General features: G+C 62.2%; 15 protein-coding genes. 2 read left to right on the forward strand and 13 right to left on the reverse strand.

The window, feature by feature from the left end; all coding sequences use genetic code 11:
- Positions 1-18: 18 nt before the first annotated feature.
- From ACYQ2U_RS13160 to ACYQ2U_RS13220, 13 genes are all read right to left on the reverse strand, one after another.
- On the reverse strand, positions 19-1,002 hold the full coding sequence (locus ACYQ2U_RS13160; protein WP_459950836.1) for an NAD(P)H-dependent flavin oxidoreductase: 984 nt from the start codon (positions 1,000-1,002) through the stop codon (positions 19-21).
- A 1-nt stretch (position 1,003) separates the two neighbouring features.
- Positions 1,004-2,668 (reverse strand): long-chain-fatty-acid--CoA ligase, encoded by a 1,665-nt coding sequence (locus ACYQ2U_RS13165; protein WP_459950837.1) that lies wholly within the window; start codon positions 2,666-2,668, stop codon positions 1,004-1,006.
- 39 nt (positions 2,669-2,707) lie between these two features.
- A complete protein-coding gene (locus tag ACYQ2U_RS13170) occupies positions 2,708-3,277 on the reverse strand; it encodes a chalcone isomerase family protein (RefSeq protein ID WP_459950838.1) in 570 nt (189 codons plus the stop codon).
- The gene (locus ACYQ2U_RS13175; protein WP_459950839.1) at positions 3,274-3,774 is read right to left on the reverse strand and encodes a DUF4442 domain-containing protein; all 501 of its coding nucleotides are present in this window, start codon (positions 3,772-3,774) and stop codon (positions 3,274-3,276) included. Before ACYQ2U_RS13175 ends, ACYQ2U_RS13170 begins: the two co-directional genes overlap by 4 nt.
- Before the next feature lie 14 nt (positions 3,775-3,788).
- Positions 3,789-4,988, reverse strand: a complete 1,200-nt coding sequence (locus ACYQ2U_RS13180; protein WP_459950840.1) for an acetyl-CoA C-acyltransferase — start codon at positions 4,986-4,988, stop codon at positions 3,789-3,791.
- A 125-nt stretch (positions 4,989-5,113) separates the two neighbouring features.
- Positions 5,114-7,504, reverse strand: a complete 2,391-nt coding sequence (locus tag ACYQ2U_RS13185; protein WP_459950841.1) for a 3-hydroxyacyl-CoA dehydrogenase/enoyl-CoA hydratase family protein — start codon at positions 7,502-7,504, stop codon at positions 5,114-5,116.
- Positions 7,505-7,566: 62 nt separating this feature from the next.
- A complete protein-coding gene (locus tag ACYQ2U_RS13190) occupies positions 7,567-8,844 on the reverse strand; it encodes an OmpP1/FadL family transporter (protein WP_459950842.1) in 1,278 nt (425 codons plus the stop codon).
- Positions 8,845-8,903: 59 nt separating this feature from the next.
- A complete protein-coding gene (locus ACYQ2U_RS13195; RefSeq protein WP_459950843.1) occupies positions 8,904-10,856 on the reverse strand; it encodes a 3-hydroxyacyl-CoA dehydrogenase NAD-binding domain-containing protein in 1,953 nt (650 codons plus the stop codon).
- Position 10,857: 1 nt separating this feature from the next.
- Entirely contained in the window at positions 10,858-12,135 is a 1,278-nt protein-coding gene (locus ACYQ2U_RS13200; protein WP_459950844.1) for an acetyl-CoA C-acetyltransferase, read from the reverse strand.
- Between the two features lie 12 nt (positions 12,136-12,147).
- Positions 12,148-14,496: an acyl-CoA dehydrogenase gene (locus ACYQ2U_RS13205; RefSeq protein ID WP_459950845.1), complete on the reverse strand. Its 2,349-nt coding sequence runs from the start codon at positions 14,494-14,496 to the stop codon at positions 12,148-12,150.
- Positions 14,497-14,543: 47 nt separating this feature from the next.
- Entirely contained in the window at positions 14,544-15,221 is a 678-nt protein-coding gene (locus ACYQ2U_RS13210) for a TetR/AcrR family transcriptional regulator (RefSeq protein ID WP_459950846.1), read from the reverse strand.
- 215 nt (positions 15,222-15,436) lie between these two features.
- Positions 15,437-18,010: a cyanophycin synthetase gene (gene cphA, locus ACYQ2U_RS13215; RefSeq protein WP_459950847.1), complete on the reverse strand. Its 2,574-nt coding sequence runs from the start codon at positions 18,008-18,010 to the stop codon at positions 15,437-15,439.
- A gap of 32 nt (positions 18,011-18,042) precedes the next feature.
- On the reverse strand, positions 18,043-20,223 hold the full coding sequence (locus ACYQ2U_RS13220; protein WP_459950848.1) for a cyanophycin synthetase: 2,181 nt from the start codon (positions 20,221-20,223) through the stop codon (positions 18,043-18,045).
- A 221-nt stretch (positions 20,224-20,444) separates the two neighbouring features.
- On the opposite strand from ACYQ2U_RS13220, the gene ACYQ2U_RS13225 reads away from it, so the two are divergent.
- Complete coding sequence (locus tag ACYQ2U_RS13225; RefSeq protein WP_459950849.1) at positions 20,445-22,730, forward strand: cyanophycin metabolism-associated ABC transporter; 2,286 nt, start codon at positions 20,445-20,447, stop codon at positions 22,728-22,730.
- Positions 22,727-23,197 (forward strand): cyanophycin metabolism-associated DUF1854 family protein, encoded by a 471-nt coding sequence (locus ACYQ2U_RS13230; protein WP_459950850.1) that lies wholly within the window; start codon positions 22,727-22,729, stop codon positions 23,195-23,197. Before ACYQ2U_RS13225 ends, ACYQ2U_RS13230 begins: the two co-directional genes overlap by 4 nt.
- Positions 23,198-23,215 lie beyond the last annotated feature (18 nt).

Below are 23,215 nucleotides of genomic sequence, written 5' to 3' on the forward strand. Positions count from 1 at the left end.
GAAAATTCCTGATGAATGTCAAAGGGCGGCAAAACCAGCCATTTTTTGAGACAGATCGGCCTGGGCGGCCTGGTACTCGGTTTTGAGACGTTGAATCAGTGCCGCGGTATCGCTGACTTGATCCACCACGCCGATCCCCTGCCCCGCACCCCAGATGTCGCGCCAGGCCTTGGCTTCGGCGGCCTTGCTGCCGAAGTCCATGGCACTCTTGTCGCGTACGGGGAGGTTGTCGGGATCCAAGCCGGCGGCACGGATGCTGGCCTTCAGGTAGTTGCCGGAGACGCCAGTGAAATAAGGGGTGTAAACCACGTCGTCAGCAACGCCATCCACGATCGCCTGCTTGTAGGCCTCGCTGGCATTGGCCTCCTGGGTGGCAATGAAACATGTCCCCATATAGGCCAGATCGGCGCCGAGTGCCTGGGCAGCAAGGATCGAGCGGCCATGAGCGATGGCACCCGAGAGGATGATCGGGCCGTCGTAAAACCGACGAATTTCATTGACCAGAGCGAACGGACTCAATGTTCCGGCGTGACCACCGGCACCAGCGCAGACCAGGATCAAGCCGTCGACACCAGCTTCCAGGGCTTTCTCGGCATGACGCACACTGATCACGTCATGGAAAACCAGGCCGCCGTAGCCGTGCACATGAGGCACCACGATGTCCGGTGCCCGCAGGCTGGTAATGATGATCGGCACCTTGTGCTCGACGCAGACCGCCATGTCGTGTTCGAGACGGGTGTTGCTCTGATGGATGATCTGGTTCACCGCATAAGGTGCGATGATCCGCTTGGGATCAGCCTGTTTCGCTTCGGCCAAGGCAGTTTCGATCTGGGTTAGCCACTGGCCCAATGTTTCCTGCGGCCGGGCATTGAGGGCGGGGAAACTGCCGACGATGCCATTCAAGCATTGGGCGATCACCAATGCCGGGTTCGAGACGATGAACATGGGCGAAGCAATCACCGGCAGGGCCAGGCGGCCCTGAAGCGCTTTGGGCATGGCCATCTCAGGCTCCTTCCTTGAGGGCACGGCGAAGGATCTTGCCCACGTTGGTCTTGGGCAGGTCGTGGCGGAATTCCACGTGCTTGGGCACCTTGTAGCCGGTGAGCTGCTGGCGACAATGGGCGATCAGCATTTCCGCCGTCAGGGACGGATTCCGCCGCACCACGAAGATTTTCACCGCCTCGCCCGAATGCTCGTCGGCAACTCCCACGGCGGCCACTTCAATCACGTCGGGATGCAGGATCACCGCCTCCTCCACCTCATTGGGGTAGACGTTGAAACCGGAGACCAGGATCATGTCCTTCTTGCGATCCACCAGGAAAACGTAACCCTTGTCATCGATGTAGCCCAGGTCGCCGGTACGCAGGAAACCGTCCTTGCCCAGCACCAGGTTGGTTTCATCGGGACGCTGCCAATAGCCGCTGGTGACTTGGGGCCCGCGAATGCAGATTTCCCCCACCTGCCCTTGCACCACTTCATGACCATCGTCACCACGGATGACAACTTCCGTCGAGGAAATCGGCAAGCCGATGGAACCGTTGAACCCGGCCAACTCCAAGGGATTGATGGTTGCGGCCGGAGAGGTTTCGGTCAATCCATAGGCTTGGGCCAGGGGCTTGCCCGTCACCTTTTGCCAACGCTCCGCCACGGCCTGCTGCACGGCCATGCCGCCGCCCAGGGTGAGGCGCAGGGTGGAAAAATCCAGTTGGGAAAAGGCCGGGTTGTTGAGCAAAGCATTGAACAAGGTGTTCACGCCGGTGACGGCCGTGAACGGATACTTCCCCATTTCCTTGATCATGCCAGGGATGTCCCGCGCGTTGACGATGAGCAGATTGCGGGCGCCGATCATGAGGAAGGTCAGGCAGTTCGCCGTTAGCGCGAAGATGTGGTACAGCGGCAGAGCCGTGACAATCAATTCCTCGCGCTCGCGCACGGCGGGACTGATCCAGGCTTCCGCTTGAAGTACGTTGGAGACGATGTTGCGGTGACTGAGCATGGCGCCTTTGGCCACGCCGGTGGTGCCCCCGGTGTATTGCAGGAAGGCCAAGTCCTCGGGGTGCAGGTCGACACGCTTGAACGTCAGCCCCTTGCCCTCTGCCAACACGCTGGGAAAGGGAATGGCCTGGGGAAGGGACCAGGCGGGCACCACCTTCTTGATCCGGCGCAGGACCAGGTTCACCACCCTACCCTTCACGGCACCCAGCATATCCCCCACCGTGGCGACGATGACCTGTTTCATCTGGGGGGTATGGGGCAAGGCCTGCTGCAAGGTGGCGGCGAAATTCTCCACCACCACGATGGCCTCGGCACCGGAATCCCGCAACTGGTGTTCCAGTTCGCGAGCGGTGTACAGCGGATTGCAATTGACGGCCACGCAGCCGGCCCGTAGGGCGCCGAACAGGCAGACCGGGTATTGCAGCAGGTTGGGCATCATCAAGGCCACGCGGGAGCCCTTGCCCAATCCCCGGCTTTGCAACCAGGCAGCGAAATTCTGGGAGAGCTCGTCCAATTGCCGATAGGTCAACTCGCGACCCATGCTGATATAGGCCACCTGGTCGGCATACTTGGCGAAGCTTTCCTCCAACATGGCCACCAGGGATGGATAGCGGTTCGGGTCGATTTCAGCCGGCACTCCTGGCGGATAGCTTTTGAGCCAGATCTTTTCCATGCTTTCTCCTCTTTGTTTTTTATTGGCTTGCCAGTGCGCTTAGTTGCCCAGCAATGCTTTCTTCAATCCTTCTTCCACCGGACGATCCCCCAACCAAATGGTCAACAAGCGCCGGGCGTTTTTCCCGCCGGGGATAGTGCCCTTGCTCTCGCCATTGAGGGAAACGGTCAAGCCATCGGGCAGAAAATCCAGGGTAACGGTATCACCGCTGCGGATATTGCCGATCCGGCGCATCAGGCCGGCCAGGGCATCGAGGAAAACCTGCATCGTTGCCATTTCGCCTTCTTGCAGATTAGGGGCGAGACCATCGCGCATGGCACCGTATAGGGTGTCGGCATCCAGGTCCCGCATCAGCCGCAGACTGATGCGGGCGGGCTCGGAGGACTCCAGCACCACGGCAGCCGTGGAGGATTTGCGTGGCACGTACAGGGCGGCAACGTATACCTTGAAGAACAAGCGGGTACGCAAGCCGGCGCCATTCAGGACCAACTCCCGTCCCGCCGCCGTGCTTTTCTCTTCCACCTTGACACCAGCCACCTCGGTGCCCCAGGCAGCCCCGGCCAAAGCGAATGCACTGGTGAGTACAAGCAGTCGTAGCGTTTTTTTCATGGTGAACCTCCTCCAGATTTTTTCTTTTTGTAGTGATGCTTCGCGGCGATATAAACGGTGCGTTCCACAATGGCATGAACGTGGCCGCCCCGGTCCTTGATTTCCACGGTATAGGTCCGGTCAGTTTCCCCCTCCTCCGCCAGAATGCGGCGCACCGTGTCGACTTCTTCCGGCGTGATGCGGAAATCGGCGGTCAAGGTGCTGTGCCCCGGCTTGCGATAACGGATGCTGGCAGCCTTGTCCCAGACGATCACATCCTTGCCCAAGGCCACCATCAACATGGAAGGATGGGGACCATCGGTGATGGCGAACAAAGAGCCGCCATAGATGGAGCCCACCACGTTGCGGGTACGCCAGGTGAGGGGTAAGCGAATCCGGATGTGGTCCAGCGCCGGGGACACATATTCGACCCGACCGCCGGTCCCACGGAAGGCGGGATGAAAATTGAATCCGACTTTCATCATCCACGCCTGCCAACGGGGCGGCAGCTTGGCCAACCATTGCGGCTTCATCAGAGAACCTCGAACACCCCCGCAGCCCCCATGCCCGTGCCGATACACATGGACACCATGCCGTAGCGACCACCGGTGCGCTTGAGGCCGTGCACCAGGGTGGCGGTACGGATGGCACCGGTGGCGCCCAGGGGGTGGCCCAGGGCGATGGCGCCGCCGAGGGGATTGATGCGTTCCGGATTCAGCCCCAGTTCCTTGGTCACGGCCAGGGCCTGGGCGGCGAAGGCTTCATTGAGCTCGATCCAGTCCAGGTCGTCCTGCTTCACACCGGTCTGGGCCAGAACCTTGGGAATGGCCGCAATGGGACCAATACCCATGATCTCCGGTGCCACGCCGGCCACGGCGAAACCGACGAAACGAGCCAGGGGCGTCAGGTTGTATTGCTTGAGCATCTTCTCGGACACCAGCACCACGGCGGCGGCACCGTCGGACATCTGGGAGCTGTTGCCAGCCGTGACGGAACCCCGAGCGGCGAACACGGGTTTAAGCTTGGCCAGCCCTTCCAGGGAAGAATCGGGACGGGGGCCTTCATCGTCCTCGGCCAGGCGTTCCACCACCCGCACCGCACCGGAAGCAAAGTCGGGCTGGTGGCTGCGCACCGTGTAGGGAGAAATCTCGGCCTTGAAATGACCGGCAGCGATGGCGGCGCAGGCCTTCTGGTGGGAGGCGACAGCGAAGGCGTCCTGCTCGTCGCGGCTGATCTGCCACTGGTTGGCGACTTTTTCCGCAGTCAAACCCATGCCGTAGGCAATGGCGACGTTCTCTTCCTTGGCGAAAACGGCCGGGTTGAGGGAAACCTTGTTGCCCATCATCTGGGGCATGGCGCTCATGGACTCGGTGCCGGCAGCGATCATCACGTCGGCTTCGCCGAGGCGAATCTTGGCAGCGGCATCAGCCACGGCCTGGAGGCCCGAGGAGCAGAAACGATTGATGGTGATGCCAGGCACGCTCTGGGGCAAACCGGCCAGCAGCAGGCCAATACGGGCCACGTTCATGCCCTGCTCTCCTTCGGGCATGGCGCAACCAACGATGACATCGCCGATTAAGGCCGGATCAATGGCGGGCACCTGATCCACGGCGCTACGGATGACATGGGCCAGCATGTCGTCGGGCCGGGTAGTGCGGAAAAAACCGTTGCGCTTGGCCGTGGGCAGGCGTGTCGCGGCAACGATGTAGGCGTCTTGAATCTGTCGGGACATTGCGTGTCTCCTCACTTGTGAGCTTCGCACCGCGAAGCTCCGATTTCGTTACCCCCGCCCGGGCGGGGGCTAGGGGGTGGGGGCTTAACTGCCAGATCGCTGGAGGCGGGACAGGCTGTTGCGCATCAATTGCGCAACGGCTTGCCCGTCTCCAGCATGTGCTTGATCCGCGCCTGGGACAGCGGGTGCTTGAGCAGTTCGATGAACAGGCGTCGTTCCACCTTGAGCAACCACTCCTCGTCCACTTTGGTCCCGGTTTCCACCTCGCCACCGCACAGAGCGATGGCGGCATCACGGGCAACCCGGTAGTCGTGGGCGGAAATCATGCCGCCTTCCTTCATGTTGATCAGCATCATCTCGAAGGTGGCGATACCGTTGCGACCGGCAACGGGAATGTCCTTGGCCGGCAGCGGCGGCGCATAGCCGGCATCGGCCATGGCACGGGCTTCGCGGATGGCCACCCAGAGCAACTCGTGGGCGTTGAACAACACCGTGTCCGACGCCAGGGCAAAGCCCATGCTGACGGCGTCGTGGGCACTCTTGGCCACCTTGGCCATGGCGATGTTGGTGAACACCGATTGCAAGAAGTTGAACACCTCTCCCGGGGTGGCGGTCTTGGCTGCCATCTGGGCAGCACGCAGGGCAAATTCCTTGCAGCCGCCGCCAGCGGGAATCAGGCCGACGCCCGCTTCCACCAGACCGATGTAACTTTCCAGGGCCAACACCCGCTTGCTGGCATGCATGACGAACTCGCAGCCACCACCCAGTGCCATACCCTGCACGGCCGCTACGGTGGGCACCTGAGCGTATTTGAGAGTTTGGGAGGCCCGCTGGAACTTAGCCACCACGGACTCAAGCAAGTCGAACTGGCCAGCAGCGATGGCTTCACCCACCTGGGCCAGGTTGGCGCCCACGGCGAAGGGGGCTTCATGCCAGATCACCAGGCCGTCGAACTCCTGTTCGGCTCGGGCCACGGAGGCGATCAGACCGTCCAGCACCTCGTTACCCAGGGTGTGCATCTTAGATGTAACGGACATGATGGCGATGCGGCCATCCACTTCGGGCAAACGCCACAGGCGCACGCCTTCGTTTTCCCACAGGGTTTCCCCCTTGTTGGCCGGGGCTTCGCCCAGCACTTTTTCAGGGAACAACTGGCGTTGATAGACCGGCAGTGTGGAACGGGGCCGCAGAGACTTCTGGCTGGCGGACCAGGAACCATCGGCAGCATGAACGCCGACACGATCCTTTTCCAGCACCCAGGCGGGCAAAGGCGTGTTGCTCATGGCCTTGCCGGCAGCGATGTCGGCGGCGATGGCTTGGGCAGTCTCCTGCCAACCGGCGGCCTGCCAGGTTTCAAAAGGCCCCTGGGCCCAGCCGAAGCCCCAGCGCATGGCGAAGTCCACGTCCCGGGCATTGTCGGCAATGGATTCCAACTGCACGGCGCAGTAATGGAACACGTCGCGGAAGATGCTCCAGAGCAACTCGGCCTGGGGATGGCTGCTGGCACGCAGGGCCGCAAACTTTTCAGCAGGCGACTTGATCTTGAGGATGGCCGCCACTTCGTCGGCGATCTCGCCAGCGGAGGTCCGATAGTCTTGGGCCGCCAGGTCCAACACCTGGATTTCTTTGCCGGCCTTGCGGAAGATGCCGCCCTTGGTCTTTTGACCCAGTGCCCCCTTGGCGATCAAGGCCTGCAACCACTCGGGGCTCTTGAAGTAACCATGCCAGGGGTCGCCGGGCAGCGTGTCCTGCATGGTCTTGACCACGTGGGCCAGGGTGTCCAGCCCCACCACGTCGGCGGTGCGGTAAGTAGCGCTCTTGGGACGACCGATCTTGGGACCGGTCAGGGCATCGACGGTGTCGAAACCCAGCCCCAGGCGGGCGGTATGGTGCATCACGGCGAGAATGGAGAATACCCCCACCCGGTTGGCGACGAAATTCGGGGTATCCAGGGCCCGCACCACGCCCTTGCCGAGGCGGCTGGTGAGCCAGGTTTCCAGTTGGTCCAGCATGGCCGGTGCGCTGTGGCGCGTGGCGATGATTTCCACCAGGTGCATATAGCGCGGCGGATTGAAGAAATGGATGCCACAGAAATCGGCTTGCAGGCTGGCGGGCAAAGCATCGGCCAGGGCATTAATGGACAAGCCGGACGTGTTGGAGGCGACGATGGCGCCGGCCCGCAGATGGGGAGCGATCTTCTGGTACAGGTCCAGCTTCCAGTCCATGCGCTCGGCGATGGCCTCGATCACCAGGTCGCAATCCTGCAACAGGGGGAGATGTTCGTTGTAGTTGGCGGGCGTGATGCCGGCCAGTTTTTCCGGCGAAGACAGCGGTGCCGGATCCAGTTTCTTGAGCCCGGCAAGAGCCTTGAGCACCACGCCATTGGCGGGGCCTTCCTTGGCGGCCAGGTCGTAGAGCAGCACGGGGACACCGGCATTGGCCAGATGGGCAGCGATCTGGGCGCCCATGACGCCGGCACCGAGCACGGCCGCTTTGCGGACGATGAGTTTTTGCATGAATCGGGGCTTTCTTGGCAGGGAGGTTTCTCGCCGAGAAACCTCCCATGGGTCAGAAGAGATTAGAAGCGGGAGGAGTATTGCGCGCCGAGAATCCAGCCACTATCCTCGTAGGTGCCGGTGATTTGGCCACGACTAGGATTTGCGGTTGTCTGGTTGTTATTGATCTTGGCATCCTTGACATACAAGTAGGTCAAGCCGACATCCAAAGTGGATTCCTTGGTTGCCTTCCACTGACCACCGACTGACAGCCACAGGCGATCGTTGTCGGGCAGAGAAACCAACCTAGTCGCCTCACCCTTTACTGGCGTTTGGTCGTAAGCAATACCGAGCTTGAGCTTCCAGTCATCGGAATACTTATAAGTCCCGCCCAAAGCAACACGCCAAGTATCTCGGAAGTTGGTATCCAGGGTTTGTGCGGTTGCTCCCGCTTGGGAACCAGAGGTTCGAATGATGTCGATCTTCGGAATACTGCTCCAGCCAGTCCAGGACACGTCCCCGAGAAGCTCCCACTTTTCATTGAGTTGATGAGTCAAGCTGGCAATAAAGGTGTCAGGAAGCTCCAGGTCTGCCTTTACATTGCTTAATGATCCATTGCCAGCCAACGTGGATGTGAGGGGTCCGCTTGCATCAACCTGCCCAGTCACGTTGTACTTGATCTTGGAACGATAAGACAAACCCAACTTGGTGGCAGGTGACAACTTAAAAAGTGTCCCCACATTCCAACCGAAAGCCTCATCCCGCAGACTCATTTTCAGCGTTGTTGAAGCGAGGCTAGTAGCGGCAACGCCAACAAGTCGCTTGTACTCGGCTTCGATTTTCTGCCAGTTGAGACCACCACCAATCGAAACGCTGTCATTCACCTCGTAAGCAACTGAAGGATTGATGTTAAATGTTTTGACGTCAAAGCTCATGGACTGAGCACCACCGAGCCACGCTTCGTCATACTTGGTCATCAGACCAAATGGTGCACCAAAGCCAATACCGAATTTCAATTTTGGGCTATACGTCCAAGACACATAACCATTGGGAACTACCCCCAACTGACCAGCATCACTTCCACTACCCGTCAGTACACCTGCACTGGAGCCATTATCCTTAAACTGAAAACTGGGCTGGATGGCAGTCAGACCGACCGAGTACTCGCGGTCCTGCAGTTGGGTCATGCCCGCCGGATTGAAGTAAATCGTACTGGCATTCTCGGCAACCGCAGCAGAACCAGCATACGCATTACCGATACCACTGGCGTTTTGCTCCAGCAATTGAAAACCCGCTGCACCGGCTGTACCGGCAAATGCAGTGGCGATCATGGCCGGAATTAGTTTTTGCATTTGTTTCATGTTTCCACTCCTCCTATTGGTTTTGGCTACAACAACTACAGGGTTACAACGATTTATTCTCAAGTCCTGGCCGCATTGCGGTAATTCAACGGACCGCCGGTGAAAGGGGCAAAGCCTGTACCGAAGATTACGCCGGCATCGGCCAAGTCCGTATCGGCGACGATGCCCTCCTCCACCAATTTGTGGCTTCGCTCAATCAGCGGAGTGACCAAGCGCTCGGCCAAACCCTTCGGTACGGCCGCCGCAGGGGATTTCTTCGCTTTTCCATTCGGGTAAGCATAGAAACCACGGCCGCTCTTGCGACCGAGATCGCCTTGGCTGATTTTTTCCTCCAGGCAGCGAGGCACTTCGGTCGTGCCGCCCAATTGCTTGCCGGCGGCCATGGCGATATCCAGACCGACGGTATCGATCAGTTCGATCGGCCCCATGGGCATGCCGAAGGCCAAGGCGGCCTCGTCCACCGTTTCCGGGGAGATACCTTCATCCACGCAACGCATGGCTTCGAGCATGTAGGGCGCCAGAACGGCATTGACCAGGAAGCCCGGAGCGCTTTTCACCGGCAGGGGAAGGCGGTCGATGGTGCGGACGAAAGCGGCGGCACGGGCCAGGGCCACCGGATCGGTGCCTGCTGCGCCGACGACTTCCACCAGGGGCATCTTGGATACCGGATTGAAGAAATGGATGCCCAGCAGCCGCTCAGGATGGATCATCGCCTCGCGGATTTGCTCGATGCGCAAGCTGGATGTATTGGTCGCAATCAAGGCGTCCGGTCGGGCCATGGACTCCAACTTCTTGAACAGGGCTTGCTTGGCTTCCAGATTCTCGAAAATAGCCTCAATGATCACATCGGCATGACGAGCCCCCTGCCCCTCGGGATCGGGGATCAGGCGGTCCATGGCGGCGCGGCACAGCAGTTTGTCGCGAATGCGCTTGCCGAACAGGGTATAGGCCCGCTTCATGGCCGGCGCAATGCGTGCCATGTCCTGGTCCTGCAAGGTGACGGTCAGGCCGCGCAGGGCGCACCAGGCAGCGATGTCGCCCCCCATGACCCCAGCGCCCACCACATGAACGCGGCGAACCTTGAAGTCGCCAACGGCATCGCTCTTGCCGAAGGACTTGAGTCGTTCCTGCAAGCGGAACACCCGCACCAGATTGCGCGCCGTGCTGGAAGCAACGATACGTTCGGTGATTTCCGTGGCGGCCACGGCGTTACCGCCATGCTTTGACCACAGATCGATGATTGCGTAAGGAGCGGGGTAATGCTCGGGGCGAGCACGCCGGGCCACCTGCTTGCGGGCCTGGCTGGCAACGATGCCCTTCAATGGGCCGTTGAGCAAGCGTTGCATCAACGGCAAGGGACGACGGGCAGGAGGATTGAGCGCCAGCATGCGAGCAGCGGATTCCATCACCCGGGGAGGAACGCACTCATCGGCCAGTCCCATGCGCTTGGCACGCTTGGCGTCGATGGTTTTGCCGGTCAGCATCATGTCCAGGGCGGCGGAGGGACCGACCCGCTGCGGCAGGCGCAGCATGCCGCCCCAACCGGGGAAGATGCCCAGCATTACTTCCGGCAGCCCCAGACGGGTACCGGGTTCGTCCACCACCAGGATGGTACGGCAAGCCAGGGCCAGTTCGAGTCCACCGCCGAGGCAATGACCGCGAACCAGGGCCAGGGTTGGATAGCGAACGGCGGCAAGCTTGTTGAACAAATGCCAGCCCCGCGCCACCATGGCCTTGGCGGCATCGGTGCCTTGCAATTCATCGAATTCGCCGATGTCGGCACCGGCGATGAAACCGGCGTCCTTGCCGGAGCGGATCACCAGGGCCTTGGGCGGGTGGGTGTTCAGATGGTCGAGCACGCTGCCCAGCTCGGCCATGACAGCCTTGGACAGGGAGTTGGCATTTTCACCGGCCTTGTCCAACACCAGCCAGGCGATCCCTTGCTCGTCCCGGCTCAACTGCCAATGCTGCCACTGCTGACCGTTTTTTTGCGGAATATCGTTCATGTTCATCTCAGACCTCCACCATCATGGCGCCGCCCTGGCCGCCGCCGATGCAAATGGAGGCAATGCCCCGTTTCAGATTCCTTGCCTGGAGGGCATGGACCAGATGCAGCACGATGCGCGCACCGGAGGCCCCCACCGGATGGCCCAGGGCGACCGCGCCCCCATCCACATTGAGCTTGTCTTCGTTGAGCTTGCCCAGGGCGCCGGGCAGGCCCAGTTCCTTGCGGCAGTAATCGTCATCTTGCCAGGCGGCAATGCATCCCTGCACCTGGGCGGCAAACGCCTCGTTGATTTCCCACAGGTCCAGATCGTCGAGCCCCAGGCCCTGACGTTGCAGAATCGGCGTGGCGGCATGGACGGGACCAAGCCCCATCTGGGCCGGGTCGAGACCGGCCCATTGCACGTCGGTGATGCGGCCGATGGGGTCCAGATGCCACTGCTTGACCGCCTCCTCGGAAGCCAACAACAACCAGGCAGCGCCGTCGGTGATCTGGGAGCTGTTCCCTGGCGTCACCCGACCATATTTTTTGTCGAAGAAGGGTTTGAGCTTGGCCAAGCCAGTCATGCTGGCATCGGCACGCACCCCGTCATCGTCGGCATAAACATTGCCCTTGGCGTCGATCAACGGCACGATTTCACCCAGGGCACCGCGCTCCTTCGCCGCCACACAACGCTGATGGGAACGGACACTGAACTCATCCATGGCGTCCCGGCTGAGGCCGAAGCGCCATGCCAGGTTTTCCGCCGTTTGCCCCATCAACAAGCCGACCACGGGGTCGGTCAGGCCCTTCATCAGACCGATCACGGGCGACAGCAGCACACCGGGCTTGAGTTTGAAGAAATGGGCGGCTTTCTGGCCCAGGGTTTTCATCTGCATCATGCCGGCGAACCACAGCACCATGGCATCGGCGTAAAGCAAGGGGGCCCGCGACAGGGCATCGACACCACCGGCCAGCACCAGTTGGGAACGACCAGAATGAATGTTGGCCATGGCGGAGTCCAGGGCCTGCATGCCGGAGGCGCAGTTGCGCATCACGGTCCAACCGGTCACTTTTTGGCCACAACCCATGCGCAGGGCAGCCACGCGACCGATGTTCACTTCGTCGGGGGAAGGACTGGCACAGCCCAGGACCACTTCGTCCAGATCCTCGGGGGCAAAAGGTTGCCGGGCCAGCAGCGCCCTGCCCGCCTGCACCGCCAGGTCGGCGGCAGCGAAGGGGCCGGGGCCATTCTTCGCCTTGAGGAACGGGGTTCGGGCGCCGTCGATGATGTAAATGGGTTTCATGCTGTCTCCGAATCAGGCGGCCAAGCGCAGGGCGTCTCGCTTGAGGGCAGAGGCGACGCCGAAGTCGAAGGGGAAGTCGTCGACACGGATCACGATGTCCCGCAGATGATTGCGCCGTTCCAACACGGCATACTCAGCGGAGGTGACCACGCCCGCATCCCGCGCCGCGATGGCCACGTCGCGCACGTTGGCGATGGGGTTGCCCTTGAACAGGCCCTTCTTCTCGGCTTCGCGGATCTTGGCCTCGATCGGTTCGGCGTCAATGGTGGCCTGCAAGGCCAATTCCACGGCGCCCACCGCCTCATCCTCGGTCTTGGGCACGAAGACCCCGCCCGTCAGACGATCACGGGTGGCCGAGGGCGCGATCAGCAGCTTGGCAATGGCGTGGCCCAGATTGTCGCTGGGGGCCTTGCTGGCGGCGCCGAAGGGGAACAGCACCCGACGCAGCACGGCAGGCAGCAAACCGCCAGGGAAGTTGGCCAGGATGCCGTCGAAGGCCAATTGGGTTTTGTGCAGGGCTTGCTGGATGGACCAATGCATCAGCGGCGCATCGGCGGCATGACGACCTTCGTCCTCGTAACGCTTGAGCACGGTGGAGACCAGGTAGAGCTGGGACAGCACATCCCCCAAGCGGGCGGAAAGCTTTTCCTTGCGCTTGAGATCGCCACCCAGGGTCAGCATCGCCACATCGGCGAGGAAGGCGAAGGCAGCGGAATAGCGGTTCAGCACCTGATAGTAGCGACGGGTCTCGGCGGCGACCTTGGCTGGCGTCCCGTTGAGACGGGCGCCGGTCAGTCCCAGCCAGGCAGCGCGCAGGCCATTGCCGATGGTGTAGGCCACGTGGCTGAACAGGGCCTCGTCGAAATCCTTCAGCCCCTTGGCGGCGTCGGGATTCTGGGCGGCCTGCATTTCCTTGAGCACATAGGGATGGCAACGGATGGCACCTTGGCCGAACAGGATCAGACTGCGCGTCAGGATGTTGGCGCCCTCCACGGTGATACCGATGGGCACCTGCTGGTAGGCGCGACCGAGGAAATTGGAGGGACCAAGGCAGATTCCCTTGCCGCCCAGCACGTCCATGCCGTCGCTGACCACTTGCCGGGCCAGTTCGGTGACGTGGTACTTGGCGATGGCGGAGACCACGGAGGGCCGCTCGCCCAGATCCACCGCGCCAGCGGTCATGGCGCGCACCGCGTCGGCGGTGTAGGTGTAGCCGGCGATACGGGTCAGGGCCTCTTCGACCCCTTCGAACTTGCCGACGGCCATCTTGAACTGACTACGAACCCGGGCATAGGCGCCGACGGTGCGGGCCGTCAGCTTGGCCATGCCGGTGTTGGAGGAAGGCAGGGAAATGGAACGACCGGCTGCCAGACACTCCATCAGCATGCGCCAGCCCTGGCCGACCATGGCGGGTCCGCCGATGATGAAATCGAGGGGCATGAACACGTCCTTGCCGCGGGTCGGACCGTTCATGAACACGGCGTTCAGCGGGAAGTGACGGCGACCCACGTCTACGCCGGGGTGATCGTGGGGCACCAGGGCACAGGTGATTCCGAGATCCTTCTTGTCGCCGAGCAGGCCGTCGGGATCGTAGAGACGGAAGGCCAGACCGAGAATGGTGCACACCGGAGCCAGGGTGATGTAGCGCTTGTCCCAGGTGACGCGCATGCCCAGCACTTCCTTGCCCTGCCACTGACCCTTGCAGACCACGCCAAAGTCAGGAATGGCGGCCGCATCGGAACCGGCCCAGGGGCTGGTCAGGGCGAAGGCGGGGACTTCCTGTCCCTTGGCCAGGCGGGGCAGATAATGGTTTTTCTGCTCTTCGGTGCCGTAATGCAGCAACAGTTCAGCGGGACCGAGGGAATTGGGGACCATGACGGACACCGCCAGGGCCGAGGAACGGGTAGATAGCTTGGTCATCACCTGGGAATGGGCGAAGGCCGAAAATTCCAGGCCGCCATAGCGCTTGGGAATGATCAGGCCGAGGAAGCCCTTGTTCTTGATGTAGCTCCAGGCATCGCTGGGCAGGTCGTAAAGTTCTTGGGAAACCTTCCAGTCATCCACTAAACGACAAGCTTCCTCCACCTCGTTGTCCATGAAGGCCTGTTCCTCGGGCCGCAACTTCGGTTGAGGATAGGCATGGAGCTTGTTCCAGTCCGGCTTGCCGCGGAACAAATCCCCCTCCCACCAGACGGTGCCGGCTTCCAGGGCTTCCCTTTCGGTATCGGACATCTGGGGCAGGATGCCCTTGTAGATCGAAAAAAGAGGCCGGCTGATCAAGGAGCGACGCAGGGGACGCACCAGGATCAGACCGACAAGCAGCGCCAGAATCAGTGCTGCGGTGAGGAGAAGTGGGTTCATGGTCGTTTCCTTTCGGGACGATCAACAAAAGTGGAAAAAAGAAGTCTTCATTGGGATTCGCTACCTTTGGCCGCCGTGGGCAAAGGCGCGCGCAGACCGCCGAGGAGAAAGGACATCAGGCGCGGCAGGAGCTTCTCGGCCTGGGTTCCCTCGTCCTCGTTCACCTGCCAGTCGGTCACCAATTGCAAGGCATCGGTGCCGGCGATGGCGTAGGAGGTGGCGCCCAGCATGAAGTGGAAGCGCCAGACGATTTCGGCCTTGGGTACATCCGGCAGGGCGCGGAACAGGGCCGTCTTGTAACGCTCCACCACATCGGCGTATTCCGAGGCCAGGAAGGTACGAATGAAGTTCGCCGGCTCGGTCATGCAACGCCCGATCAAGCGCTGGAAGGTCTCACCCCCTTTGCTCTTGTCTTCCGCCATGCGCAGCAAGGTGCCGAAGAAACCATCCACGATCTGGGAAGGCTTCAAGGGCTTGCCCCCCGCCAGCGCCTCGGCTTCGTCCAAGGCCCGCATCCGTTCTTGGTTCAAAATCGCCAAGCGACGGCGAAGCACCGCTTGCATCAACGACTCTTTGTTGCCGAAGTGGTAGTTCACCGCCGCCAGATTCACCTTGGCCTCGCTAGTGACCATGCGGGTCGAGGTGCCTTCGTAGCCGAATTCCATGAACAGTCGCTCGGCACTGTCCAGAATTCTTTCCCGGGTTTCGCTGACGGAGACTTCCATGGGCTTGGCTGAAGAATTAAAACGAACGTTTGAACTATAGACGAATTATTTTAGAAAGCAAGTATTTTTTGCGCAGGGGATAACGGCAGGAAAAGCCCCCTCTTCTCTGCAAATGAAGCGTGGCAGAACCATCCCAACAATGGCGGCAAGCAGCAAAAGAAAAGGGCCGCAAACGCGGCCCTTCTAGAGAGGGAAAGCCCAGAAATAGGGAAAAATCACCCCGCTTGGCTGACCCGCATGGCGATGTGGGCCAAAGCCTCCTCCACCTGGTCGATCAGAATCAGGCACAAGTCACCGGACTGGAGACGCTCAAGGGCCGTGTCGATGGCCAAGAACTCACCGCGGACTTCCTCCACATGCCGCGTGCGCTTGGCTTTTTCCAAGCCCTGGCGTAGCAAGGCGAGCACCTCGCCGTCCTCCCGTCCCCGCTGGCAAGCGTCCTGATAGAGGATCACGTCGTCAAAGGCATCCCCCAGAATCTGGGTTTGCTGGCGGATGTCCTCGTCACGCCGATCCCCTGCCCCGCTGATGACCACCGCCCGGCGCTTGCTGGACATGGACTCCACGGCATTGGTCAAGGCCTGAATCGCATCCGGGTTGTGACCGTAGTCGGCGATCAGGGTGGCGCCCTTGTAGCTGAACAGGTTGAAGCGACCGGGAGCGCTTTGGGCGTCATTGACGAAAGTCGCCAGGCCCTTGCGGATCAGCTTCCAGTCAATCCCCAGCGCCCAGGCTGCCGCCGTGGCGGCCATGGCGTTTTCCACCTGGAAGCCGATGCTGCCGTTATGGGTCAGGGGCACATCGTGCAGGGAAATGCGCTCGGAGAAGGTGCCTTCGACGCAGACGATCTCGTTGTTTTCCACAAAGACCACCCGCTTGCCCTGGGCACGGTGGGTAGCCATGATGGGGTTGTGCACGTCCCGGGCGAAGAAGGTCACGGAACCGGGGCAAGAAGCAGCCATCTTGACCACGCTGGGATCGGCGGCGTTGAGCACGGCGGTGCCGTTGGACGCCACGTTCTGCACGATTACCCGCTTCACCACGGCCAGGTCTTCCACGGTGCTGATGTAGTTCAGCCCCAGGTGGTCGCCCATGCCGATGTTGGTGACGATGGCCACGTTGCAGCGGTCAAAGCCCAGGCCTTCCCGCAGCACGCCGCCGCGAGCAGTTTCGAACACGGCTGCATCCACATGGGGGTGCAGCAAGACGTTGCGGGCACTCTTGGGTCCGCTGCAATCGCCGGTGTCGATGCGCTGGCCCTGGATGTACACGCCGTCGGTGCCGGTCATGCCGACCCGCTTGCCGTCCTGGCCCATCAGGTGGGCGGTCAGGCGTACGGTGGTGGTCTTGCCGTTGGTGCCGGCCACGGCCACCACGGGAATACGCCCGTCGGAACCGTCGGCGTACATGGTGGAAATCACCGCCTCGCCCACATTGCGGCCCTTGCCGAAGGACGGCGCCAGGTGCATACGCAGGCCAGGGGCGGCATTCACCTCCACGATGCCGCCGCCCTGCACTTCCAGGGGCTTGAGCACGGTGTCGCAGACCACGTCCACACCACAAATATCGAGACCCACCATCTTGGCGGCGGCCACGCAACGGGCGGCCACTTCGGGATGCACGTCGTCGGTGACGTCGGTGGCGGAACCACCGGTGGACAGGTTGGCGTTGTTGCGCAGAATTACCCGGGCGCCCCGTTCGGGCACGGTGTCGGCGCTCATGTTCTGTTTGGAGAGCGTCGCCAGGGCGATGTCATCAAAACGGATCTTGGTCAGGGAAGTGGCGTGACCCTCGCCGCGACGGGGGTCGCTATTGACGATCTCCACCAGTTCGCGCACGGTGTGGGTGCCGTCGCCGATCACCTGGGGCGGCTCCCGGCGCGCGGCGGCCACCAGTTTGTCGCCCACGATCAGGACACGGTAATCCTGGCCCGGCAGGTAACGTTCCACCATGATGTCGTCGCGGAACTCGATGGCCGTCAGGTAGGCGGCCTTGATTTCGGCCTCGGTGTGCAAATTGACCGAAATGCCCTTGCCCTGGTTGCCGTCCCGAGGCTTCACCACCACGGGCAGGCCGATTTCCTGGGCGGCGGCCCAGGCATCGTCCGCATCCACCACCGAGCGTCCGATGGGCACCGGCACACCGGCGGCGTGGAGCAGTTGCTTGGTCAGATCCTTGTCCTGGGCGATGGATTCGGCAATGGCGCTGGTGCAGTCCATTTCGGCAGCCTGGATGCGGCGCTGCTTGCTGCCCCAGCCCAGTTGCACCAGGCTGCCCTGGGTCAGGCGGCGGATGGGAATGCCCCGGGCCAGGGCTGCATCCACGATGGAACCGGTGGAGGGGCCGAGGCGCACGTCCTCGTCCAGGTCGCGCAGGCGATGCAAGGCATCGTCCAGATCGAAGGGCTTGTCCTCCAGGGCGGCCAGGACCAGCGCCTGGGCCAGCTTGAAGGCCAGACGCCCCACTTCCTCTTCGGTGTATTCCACCACCACCTGGAAAGTCCCGACCTCCACGGTCTGGGTGGTGCGACTGAAGGTCACCGGGCAGCCGGCGCTGGCTTGCAGACCCAGGGTGGCGAACTCCAGGGCGTGGGCCAGGGAGATGGGCTCGTTGTGGTGGGCCGGTGTCAGCAGGCCGATTTCGGGAAAACGATTGCGCAGGCGGGCTTCAAAGCCTTCCAGGTTGTCGATGTTCAACTCATTGCCAACGCAGGAAACGATGGCCTCGATGGAGGTGTGGCGGCTCCACAGATTGGGACCGCGCAGGGCACGAGTACGGGAAACTTCCATGATGTGTTCCTGATGTATTCCGTGAAGCCGGCTTAGATGGTGGCCGGATCGAGTTCGAAGGTTTCCACCCCTGCCCGGATGATCTCGGGAGAGAGGCCCAGGGCCCAGGCGGCGCCGACGGCGGCCAGCACGTGGGAGGCGGCATCCGGGTCGGACAGGCTGCCGTTGAGGGGCGAGGCGGCCAGATCCAACAACAGGGTTTCGTCCCGGCCCTTGGCCAGCACCAGGCGGGTATCCAGCAGGAAGACCGCACGCTTGCCCTCGCCCAAATGGGCTGTCACGGTGGGATTGCTCCGGTCCCGGGCGAAGAAGATCACCTCGCCGTCGCACAGCTGGCCCAGTTCGCGGACCAGGGCATCGTCCGCGTCAAGGACGGCGGCGCCTTCCTTGAGCACCACGTCCACCTGGGTACGAACCACCTTGGCCACCATTTCAGGGCTGTCGATATACATCTCTTCCTGGTGCTTGGCCGGATTGATGCGGGTCACCACCCCCACTTGGCAACGATCGTAGGCCAGGCCCTCGCTGAGGATTACGTCGAAGCCGTTTTCAATCACTGCAGCCTCCACGGCGCGGTTCATCAGCAGGCGGCGGGCCGGTTCCCAATGGGCCCGGTCGCCGGCTTCGCTGCGCCGGTGGTCCAGATAAAGGCCATCGGCACAGGCCACGCCGATGTACTTGCCGGCCAATTGCAGCAGACGTCCGATCAGGCGGGAAATCATGGCACTGCCGGCAGTACCGCAAACGCCGACGACCGGAATCCGTCCCGAATCCCCCGCCGGGAATAAGTGGTCGGCAATGGCCTTGCCCACGGGGCGTGACTTGCCGACAGCGGGCTTCAGGTGCATCAACAGGCTGGGGCCGGCGTTCACCTCGACGATGGCACCGCCCTGGGCGGCCAGGGGCTTGGAAATGTCCTTCACCACCAGGTCGATACCGGCGATGTCCAGACCCACGATGCGGGCGGCCAAGGCAGCAATGGCGGCGGTCTGGGGATGGATTTCGTCGGTCACGTCAAAGGCGTGGTTGCCGGTACGCTGCACCATCACCTCGACGCCGGCGGGCGGCACGGCATCTTCGTCGGCGAAGCCCTGGCGCTGGATTTCCAGCAGGCTGTTGGAATTGATGCGAATGCGGTTGAGGGGGTGTTCCTCGGTGTCGCCACGACGAGGGTCGGAATTGATCTGGCTCTGGATCAACTCGTAGATGGTCTGCTTGCCGTCACCGATCACCTTGGCCTCGTCGCCCTTGTTGGCGGCCACCAGGCGGTCGCCCACCACCAGCAGGCGATGCTCACAGCCCTCGATGAACTTCTCGACGATCACACCGCTACCCTCTTCCAGGGCCACCCCATAGGCGGTTTCCACCTGCTCGCGGGTGGTCAGGTTGGTGAACACGCCGCGGCCATGATTGCCGTCATAGGGCTTCACCACCACCGGCACGCCGATGTCTTCGGCGGCATCCCAGGCATCTTCGGGGCTATCCACCAGACGGCCTTCCGGCACCGGCACACCGCAGGATTCCAACAGGGTCTTGGTCAGATCCTTGTCGCGGGAGATGGTTTCGGCAATGGCGCTGGTGCGGTCGGTTTCCGCCGTCCAGATACGGCGCTGGGCGGCGCCGTAGCCCAACTGCACCAGATTGCCCTGTTCCAGCAGACGAATGGCGGGAATGTCCCGGTCGTCCGCGGCATCCACGATGCTGGCGGTGGAAGGCCCCAGGCAGCGGGAATCCACCAGGTCGGTCAGTCGCTCAACGGTGGCCGCCACGTCGTAGGGTTCGTCATTCATGGCCGCCAGGATCAGTTCCCGAGCTGCGAACAGGGCTTCGCGGGTCACTTCCTCATGCCAAGCCCGCACCACCACCTTGTAGTGGCCGCGCTTGTTCATTTCCCGGGCCTTACCGAAACCGCCGGGCATGCCGGCCAGGTTTTGCAGTTCCAGGGTCACGTGTTCCAGGATATGGCCGGGCCAGGTACCTTCCTGCACCCGCCGCAGGAAACCGCCGCGCTCTTCATAGCTACAGCGATGCTCGATCAGGCTGGGCAACCAGGCGGAGAGTCGTTCGTAAAAACCGGGAATCTTGTTGGAGGGGCAGTCTTCCAGAACGCCGATGTCGATCCAGGCTTCGAGCACCGGACGGTAGGTCCACATATTGGGACCCTGGAGATGAATGATGCGGAGGAATTCGATGTCTTTCTTGTTGTGGCTCATGGGCAGAGGGACGAACGAGATGATCGGATTAACGCGGTGCCGGAGGTTTGGTTTACCCCTTGTCAGCAAAATGAAGGGCAGCCTTGTAATGGTTTGTAATGATACAGCCCCATCCTCTCGGACGTTCTTGTCGGAGGACGGGGAAACCCAGGCTAATCGGCCCTTAAACCCCCAAGGCAAGCCGGAATTGGGGGCCTAAGGGCGGGTATACTGCTACGCCCATGACCGTCCAAACCTGCAACACCCCCGCCAACGCCCCCACGCCCCTGCCGCATTCCTGGCAAACCCAGGTTTCGGAACGCCTGACCGAGGGGGAAACCCCGCTAGCCTGGCTGGAAACCGATCTGGATGCACGCCTGCATTTTGCCCCGGGCCTGCTGGTATTGACCGACCGCCGCCTGCTAGCCCGGCAGCCCGGCGCCCGCGAATGGCTCGACATCCCCCTTGCGACGGATCAGGTATTAAGCCTGCATGACCATGCCGGCGTAGGCAGCCTGGAGTTGGTGCAGAACGGTACCCGCCTGGCGCTGTGGCGCTACACCCTGGGCCACAACCCGGTTGCCCTGCGCCTACTGGGCCAGTTTGAGGGGCGCATTGAGTACCTGAAAACCGGCCAGACACCGCTGCCGCCTGAAGAAACCCTCTGCCCCAGCTGCAAGAACCCCATCCCCGCCGACCAGGAGGAATGCCCCATTTGCAGCCGGGAGCTTTCCACCCCGCCCTCCACCTGGACCCTGTTCCGCCTCTGGCGCTTTGCCAAGCCTTATCAGGGCCAGTTGCTCGCCGGCTTCCTGCTCATGCTGGGCTCCACCGCAGCCACCCTGGTGCCACCCTACCTGACCATGCCCCTGATGGACAACGTGCTGATTCCCTTCCAGAACGGCGCTCCCATCGATCCCAGGGAAGTCAGCATGTACCTGGGCGGTCTGCTGGCCGCCGCCCTGCTCTCCTGGGGCCTGGGTTGGGCCAAGACCTACATCCTGGCCCTAGTGTCCGAGCGCATCGGCGCCGACCTGCGCACCAGCACCTACGAGCACCTGCTGCGGCTTTCCCTCGAATACTTCGGCGGCAAGCGCACGGGTGATCTCATGTCCCGCATCGGCTCGGAGTCGGACCGCATTTGCGTCTTCCTTTCCCTGCACCTGCTGGACTTCGCCTCCGACGTGCTGATGATCGTCCTCACGGCGGGCATCCTGTTCTCCATCAATCCCACCCTGGCCATTGCCACCCTGCTCCCCCTGCCGCTGATCGCCTGGCTGATCCATGTGGTGCGGGACCGCCTGCGCACCGGCTTTGAAAAGATCGACCGGGTCTGGTCCGAAGTCACCAACGTGCTGGCCGACACCATTCCCGGTATCCGCGTGGTGAAAGCCTTCGCCCAGGAAAAGCGCGAGGCCAACCGCTTCCGCGACGCCAACAAGCACAACCTGCTGGTGAACGACCGCATCAACAAGGTCTGGTCCCTGTTCTCCCCCACGGTTTCCCTGCTCACCGAAATCGGCCTGCTGGTGGTGTGGGGCTTCGGCATCTGGCTGGTGTCCCGCAATCAGGTCACCGTGGGTGTGCTCACCGCCTTCCTGGCCTACATCGGCCGCTTCTACACCCGGCTCGACTCCATGAGCCGCATCGTCTCCGTCACCCAAAAGGCCGCCGCGGGCGCCAAGCGGATTTTCGACATCCTCGACCACGTTTCCAGCGTGCCCGAGCCGGTGACCCCCGCCAAGCTGCCCGAAATCACCGGCCACATCGAAATCCGCGACATGGGCTTCCGCTACGGCAGCCGCGCCGTCATCCGCAACATGAACCTGGACATCGCCCCCGGTGAAATGATCGGCCTCGTCGGCCACAGCGGTTCCGGCAAGAGCACCCTGGTCAACCTGATCTGTCGCTTCTACGACGTGAGCGAAGGCGCGATCAAGGTGGATGGCGTGGATATCCGCTCCCTGTCCGTGGCCGACTTCCGCGCCAATATCGGCCTGGTGCTGCAAGAGCCCTTCCTCTTCTTTGGCACCATCGCCGACAACATCGCCTACGGCAAGCCCGACGCCACCCGGGAAGAAATCGTTGCCGCCGCCCGGGCCGCCCACGCCCACGAGTTCATCCTGCGGCTGCCCCAGGGTTACGACTCCCTGGTGGGCGAACGGGGCCAGGCCCTGTCCGGCGGCGAGCGCCAGCGCATCTCCATTGCCCGCGCCCTGCTCATCAACCCGCGCATCCTCATCCTCGATGAAGCCACCGCCTCGGTGGATACCACCACGGAAAAGGAAATCCAGAAGGCCCTCGACAACCTCGTGCAAGGCCGCACCACCATTGCCGTGGCCCACCGCTTGTCCACCCTGCGCAAGGCCAACCGCCTCGTGGTCATGGACCGGGGCCGCATTGTGGAAGTGGGCAGTCACGAAGAACTCATGGCCGCCCAGGGCCACTACTGGCGGCTCTATCAGGCGCAACTGCGCCACGCCGAATCCCTGGCCGAAAACCTCGACATCAGCGAGGCCCACGCATGAGCCACGATCAAAGCTACCAACTGAGCCGCGACCCCTTGGGCCGCCTCGTCTATACCGGCAACGGCGAAACCCACGTGGGCATCGTCCCCGTGCGGGCCTTCCCCATCGGCCAGCCCGACCGGGGTATCTCCCTGGTCAGCCCCGACGGCCACGAACTGGTGTGGATCGACCAACTCACCGACCTGCCGGAAAACCACCGCCAACTGGTGGAAGAAGAACTGGCCGGACGGGAATTCATGCCCGAAATCCGCCGCCTCAAGGGCGTCAGCGCCTTCGTCACCCCCAGCACCTGGACCGTGGAAACCGACCGGGGCACCGTGGATTTCATCCTCAAGGGCGAAGAAGACATCCGCCGCATCAGCGGCCCCGTGCTGCTGGTGTCCGACAGCAACGGCATCCACTACCTGATCCGCGACGCGTCGGCCCTGGATCGCCACAGCCGCAAGCTGCTGGATCGTTTTCTATAAGCCGGGCGAGAAGGACGA

It is taken from the genome of Denitratisoma sp. agr-D3, assembly GCF_054658675.1.

Coding starts and splice junctions, on each gene's coding strand:
- ACYQ2U_RS13190 (WP_459950842.1), bottom strand. CDS start 8,844: ATGAAACAAATGCAAAAACTAATTCCGGCCATGATCGCCACTGCATTT.
- ACYQ2U_RS13185 (WP_459950841.1), bottom strand. CDS start 7,504: ATGCAAAAACTCATCGTCCGCAAAGCGGCCGTGCTCGGTGCCGGCGTC.
- ACYQ2U_RS13170 (WP_459950838.1), bottom strand. CDS start 3,277: ATGAAAAAAACGCTACGACTGCTTGTACTCACCAGTGCATTCGCTTTG.
- ACYQ2U_RS13225 (WP_459950849.1), top strand. CDS start 20,445: ATGACCGTCCAAACCTGCAACACCCCCGCCAACGCCCCCACGCCCCTG.
- ACYQ2U_RS13230 (WP_459950850.1), top strand. CDS start 22,727: ATGAGCCACGATCAAAGCTACCAACTGAGCCGCGACCCCTTGGGCCGC.
- ACYQ2U_RS13200 (WP_459950844.1), bottom strand. CDS start 12,135: ATGAAACCCATTTACATCATCGACGGCGCCCGAACCCCGTTCCTCAAG.
- ACYQ2U_RS13165 (WP_459950837.1), bottom strand. CDS start 2,668: ATGGAAAAGATCTGGCTCAAAAGCTATCCGCCAGGAGTGCCGGCTGAA.
- ACYQ2U_RS13210 (WP_459950846.1), bottom strand. CDS start 15,221: ATGGAAGTCTCCGTCAGCGAAACCCGGGAAAGAATTCTGGACAGTGCC.
- ACYQ2U_RS13180 (WP_459950840.1), bottom strand. CDS start 4,988: ATGTCCCGACAGATTCAAGACGCCTACATCGTTGCCGCGACACGCCTG.
- ACYQ2U_RS13160 (WP_459950836.1), bottom strand. CDS start 1,002: ATGGCCATGCCCAAAGCGCTTCAGGGCCGCCTGGCCCTGCCGGTGATT.
- ACYQ2U_RS13195 (WP_459950843.1), bottom strand. CDS start 10,856: ATGAACATGAACGATATTCCGCAAAAAAACGGTCAGCAGTGGCAGCAT.
- ACYQ2U_RS13220 (WP_459950848.1), bottom strand. CDS start 20,223: ATGAGCCACAACAAGAAAGACATCGAATTCCTCCGCATCATTCATCTC.
- cphA (WP_459950847.1), bottom strand. CDS start 18,010: ATGGAAGTTTCCCGTACTCGTGCCCTGCGCGGTCCCAATCTGTGGAGC.
- ACYQ2U_RS13205 (WP_459950845.1), bottom strand. CDS start 14,496: ATGAACCCACTTCTCCTCACCGCAGCACTGATTCTGGCGCTGCTTGTC.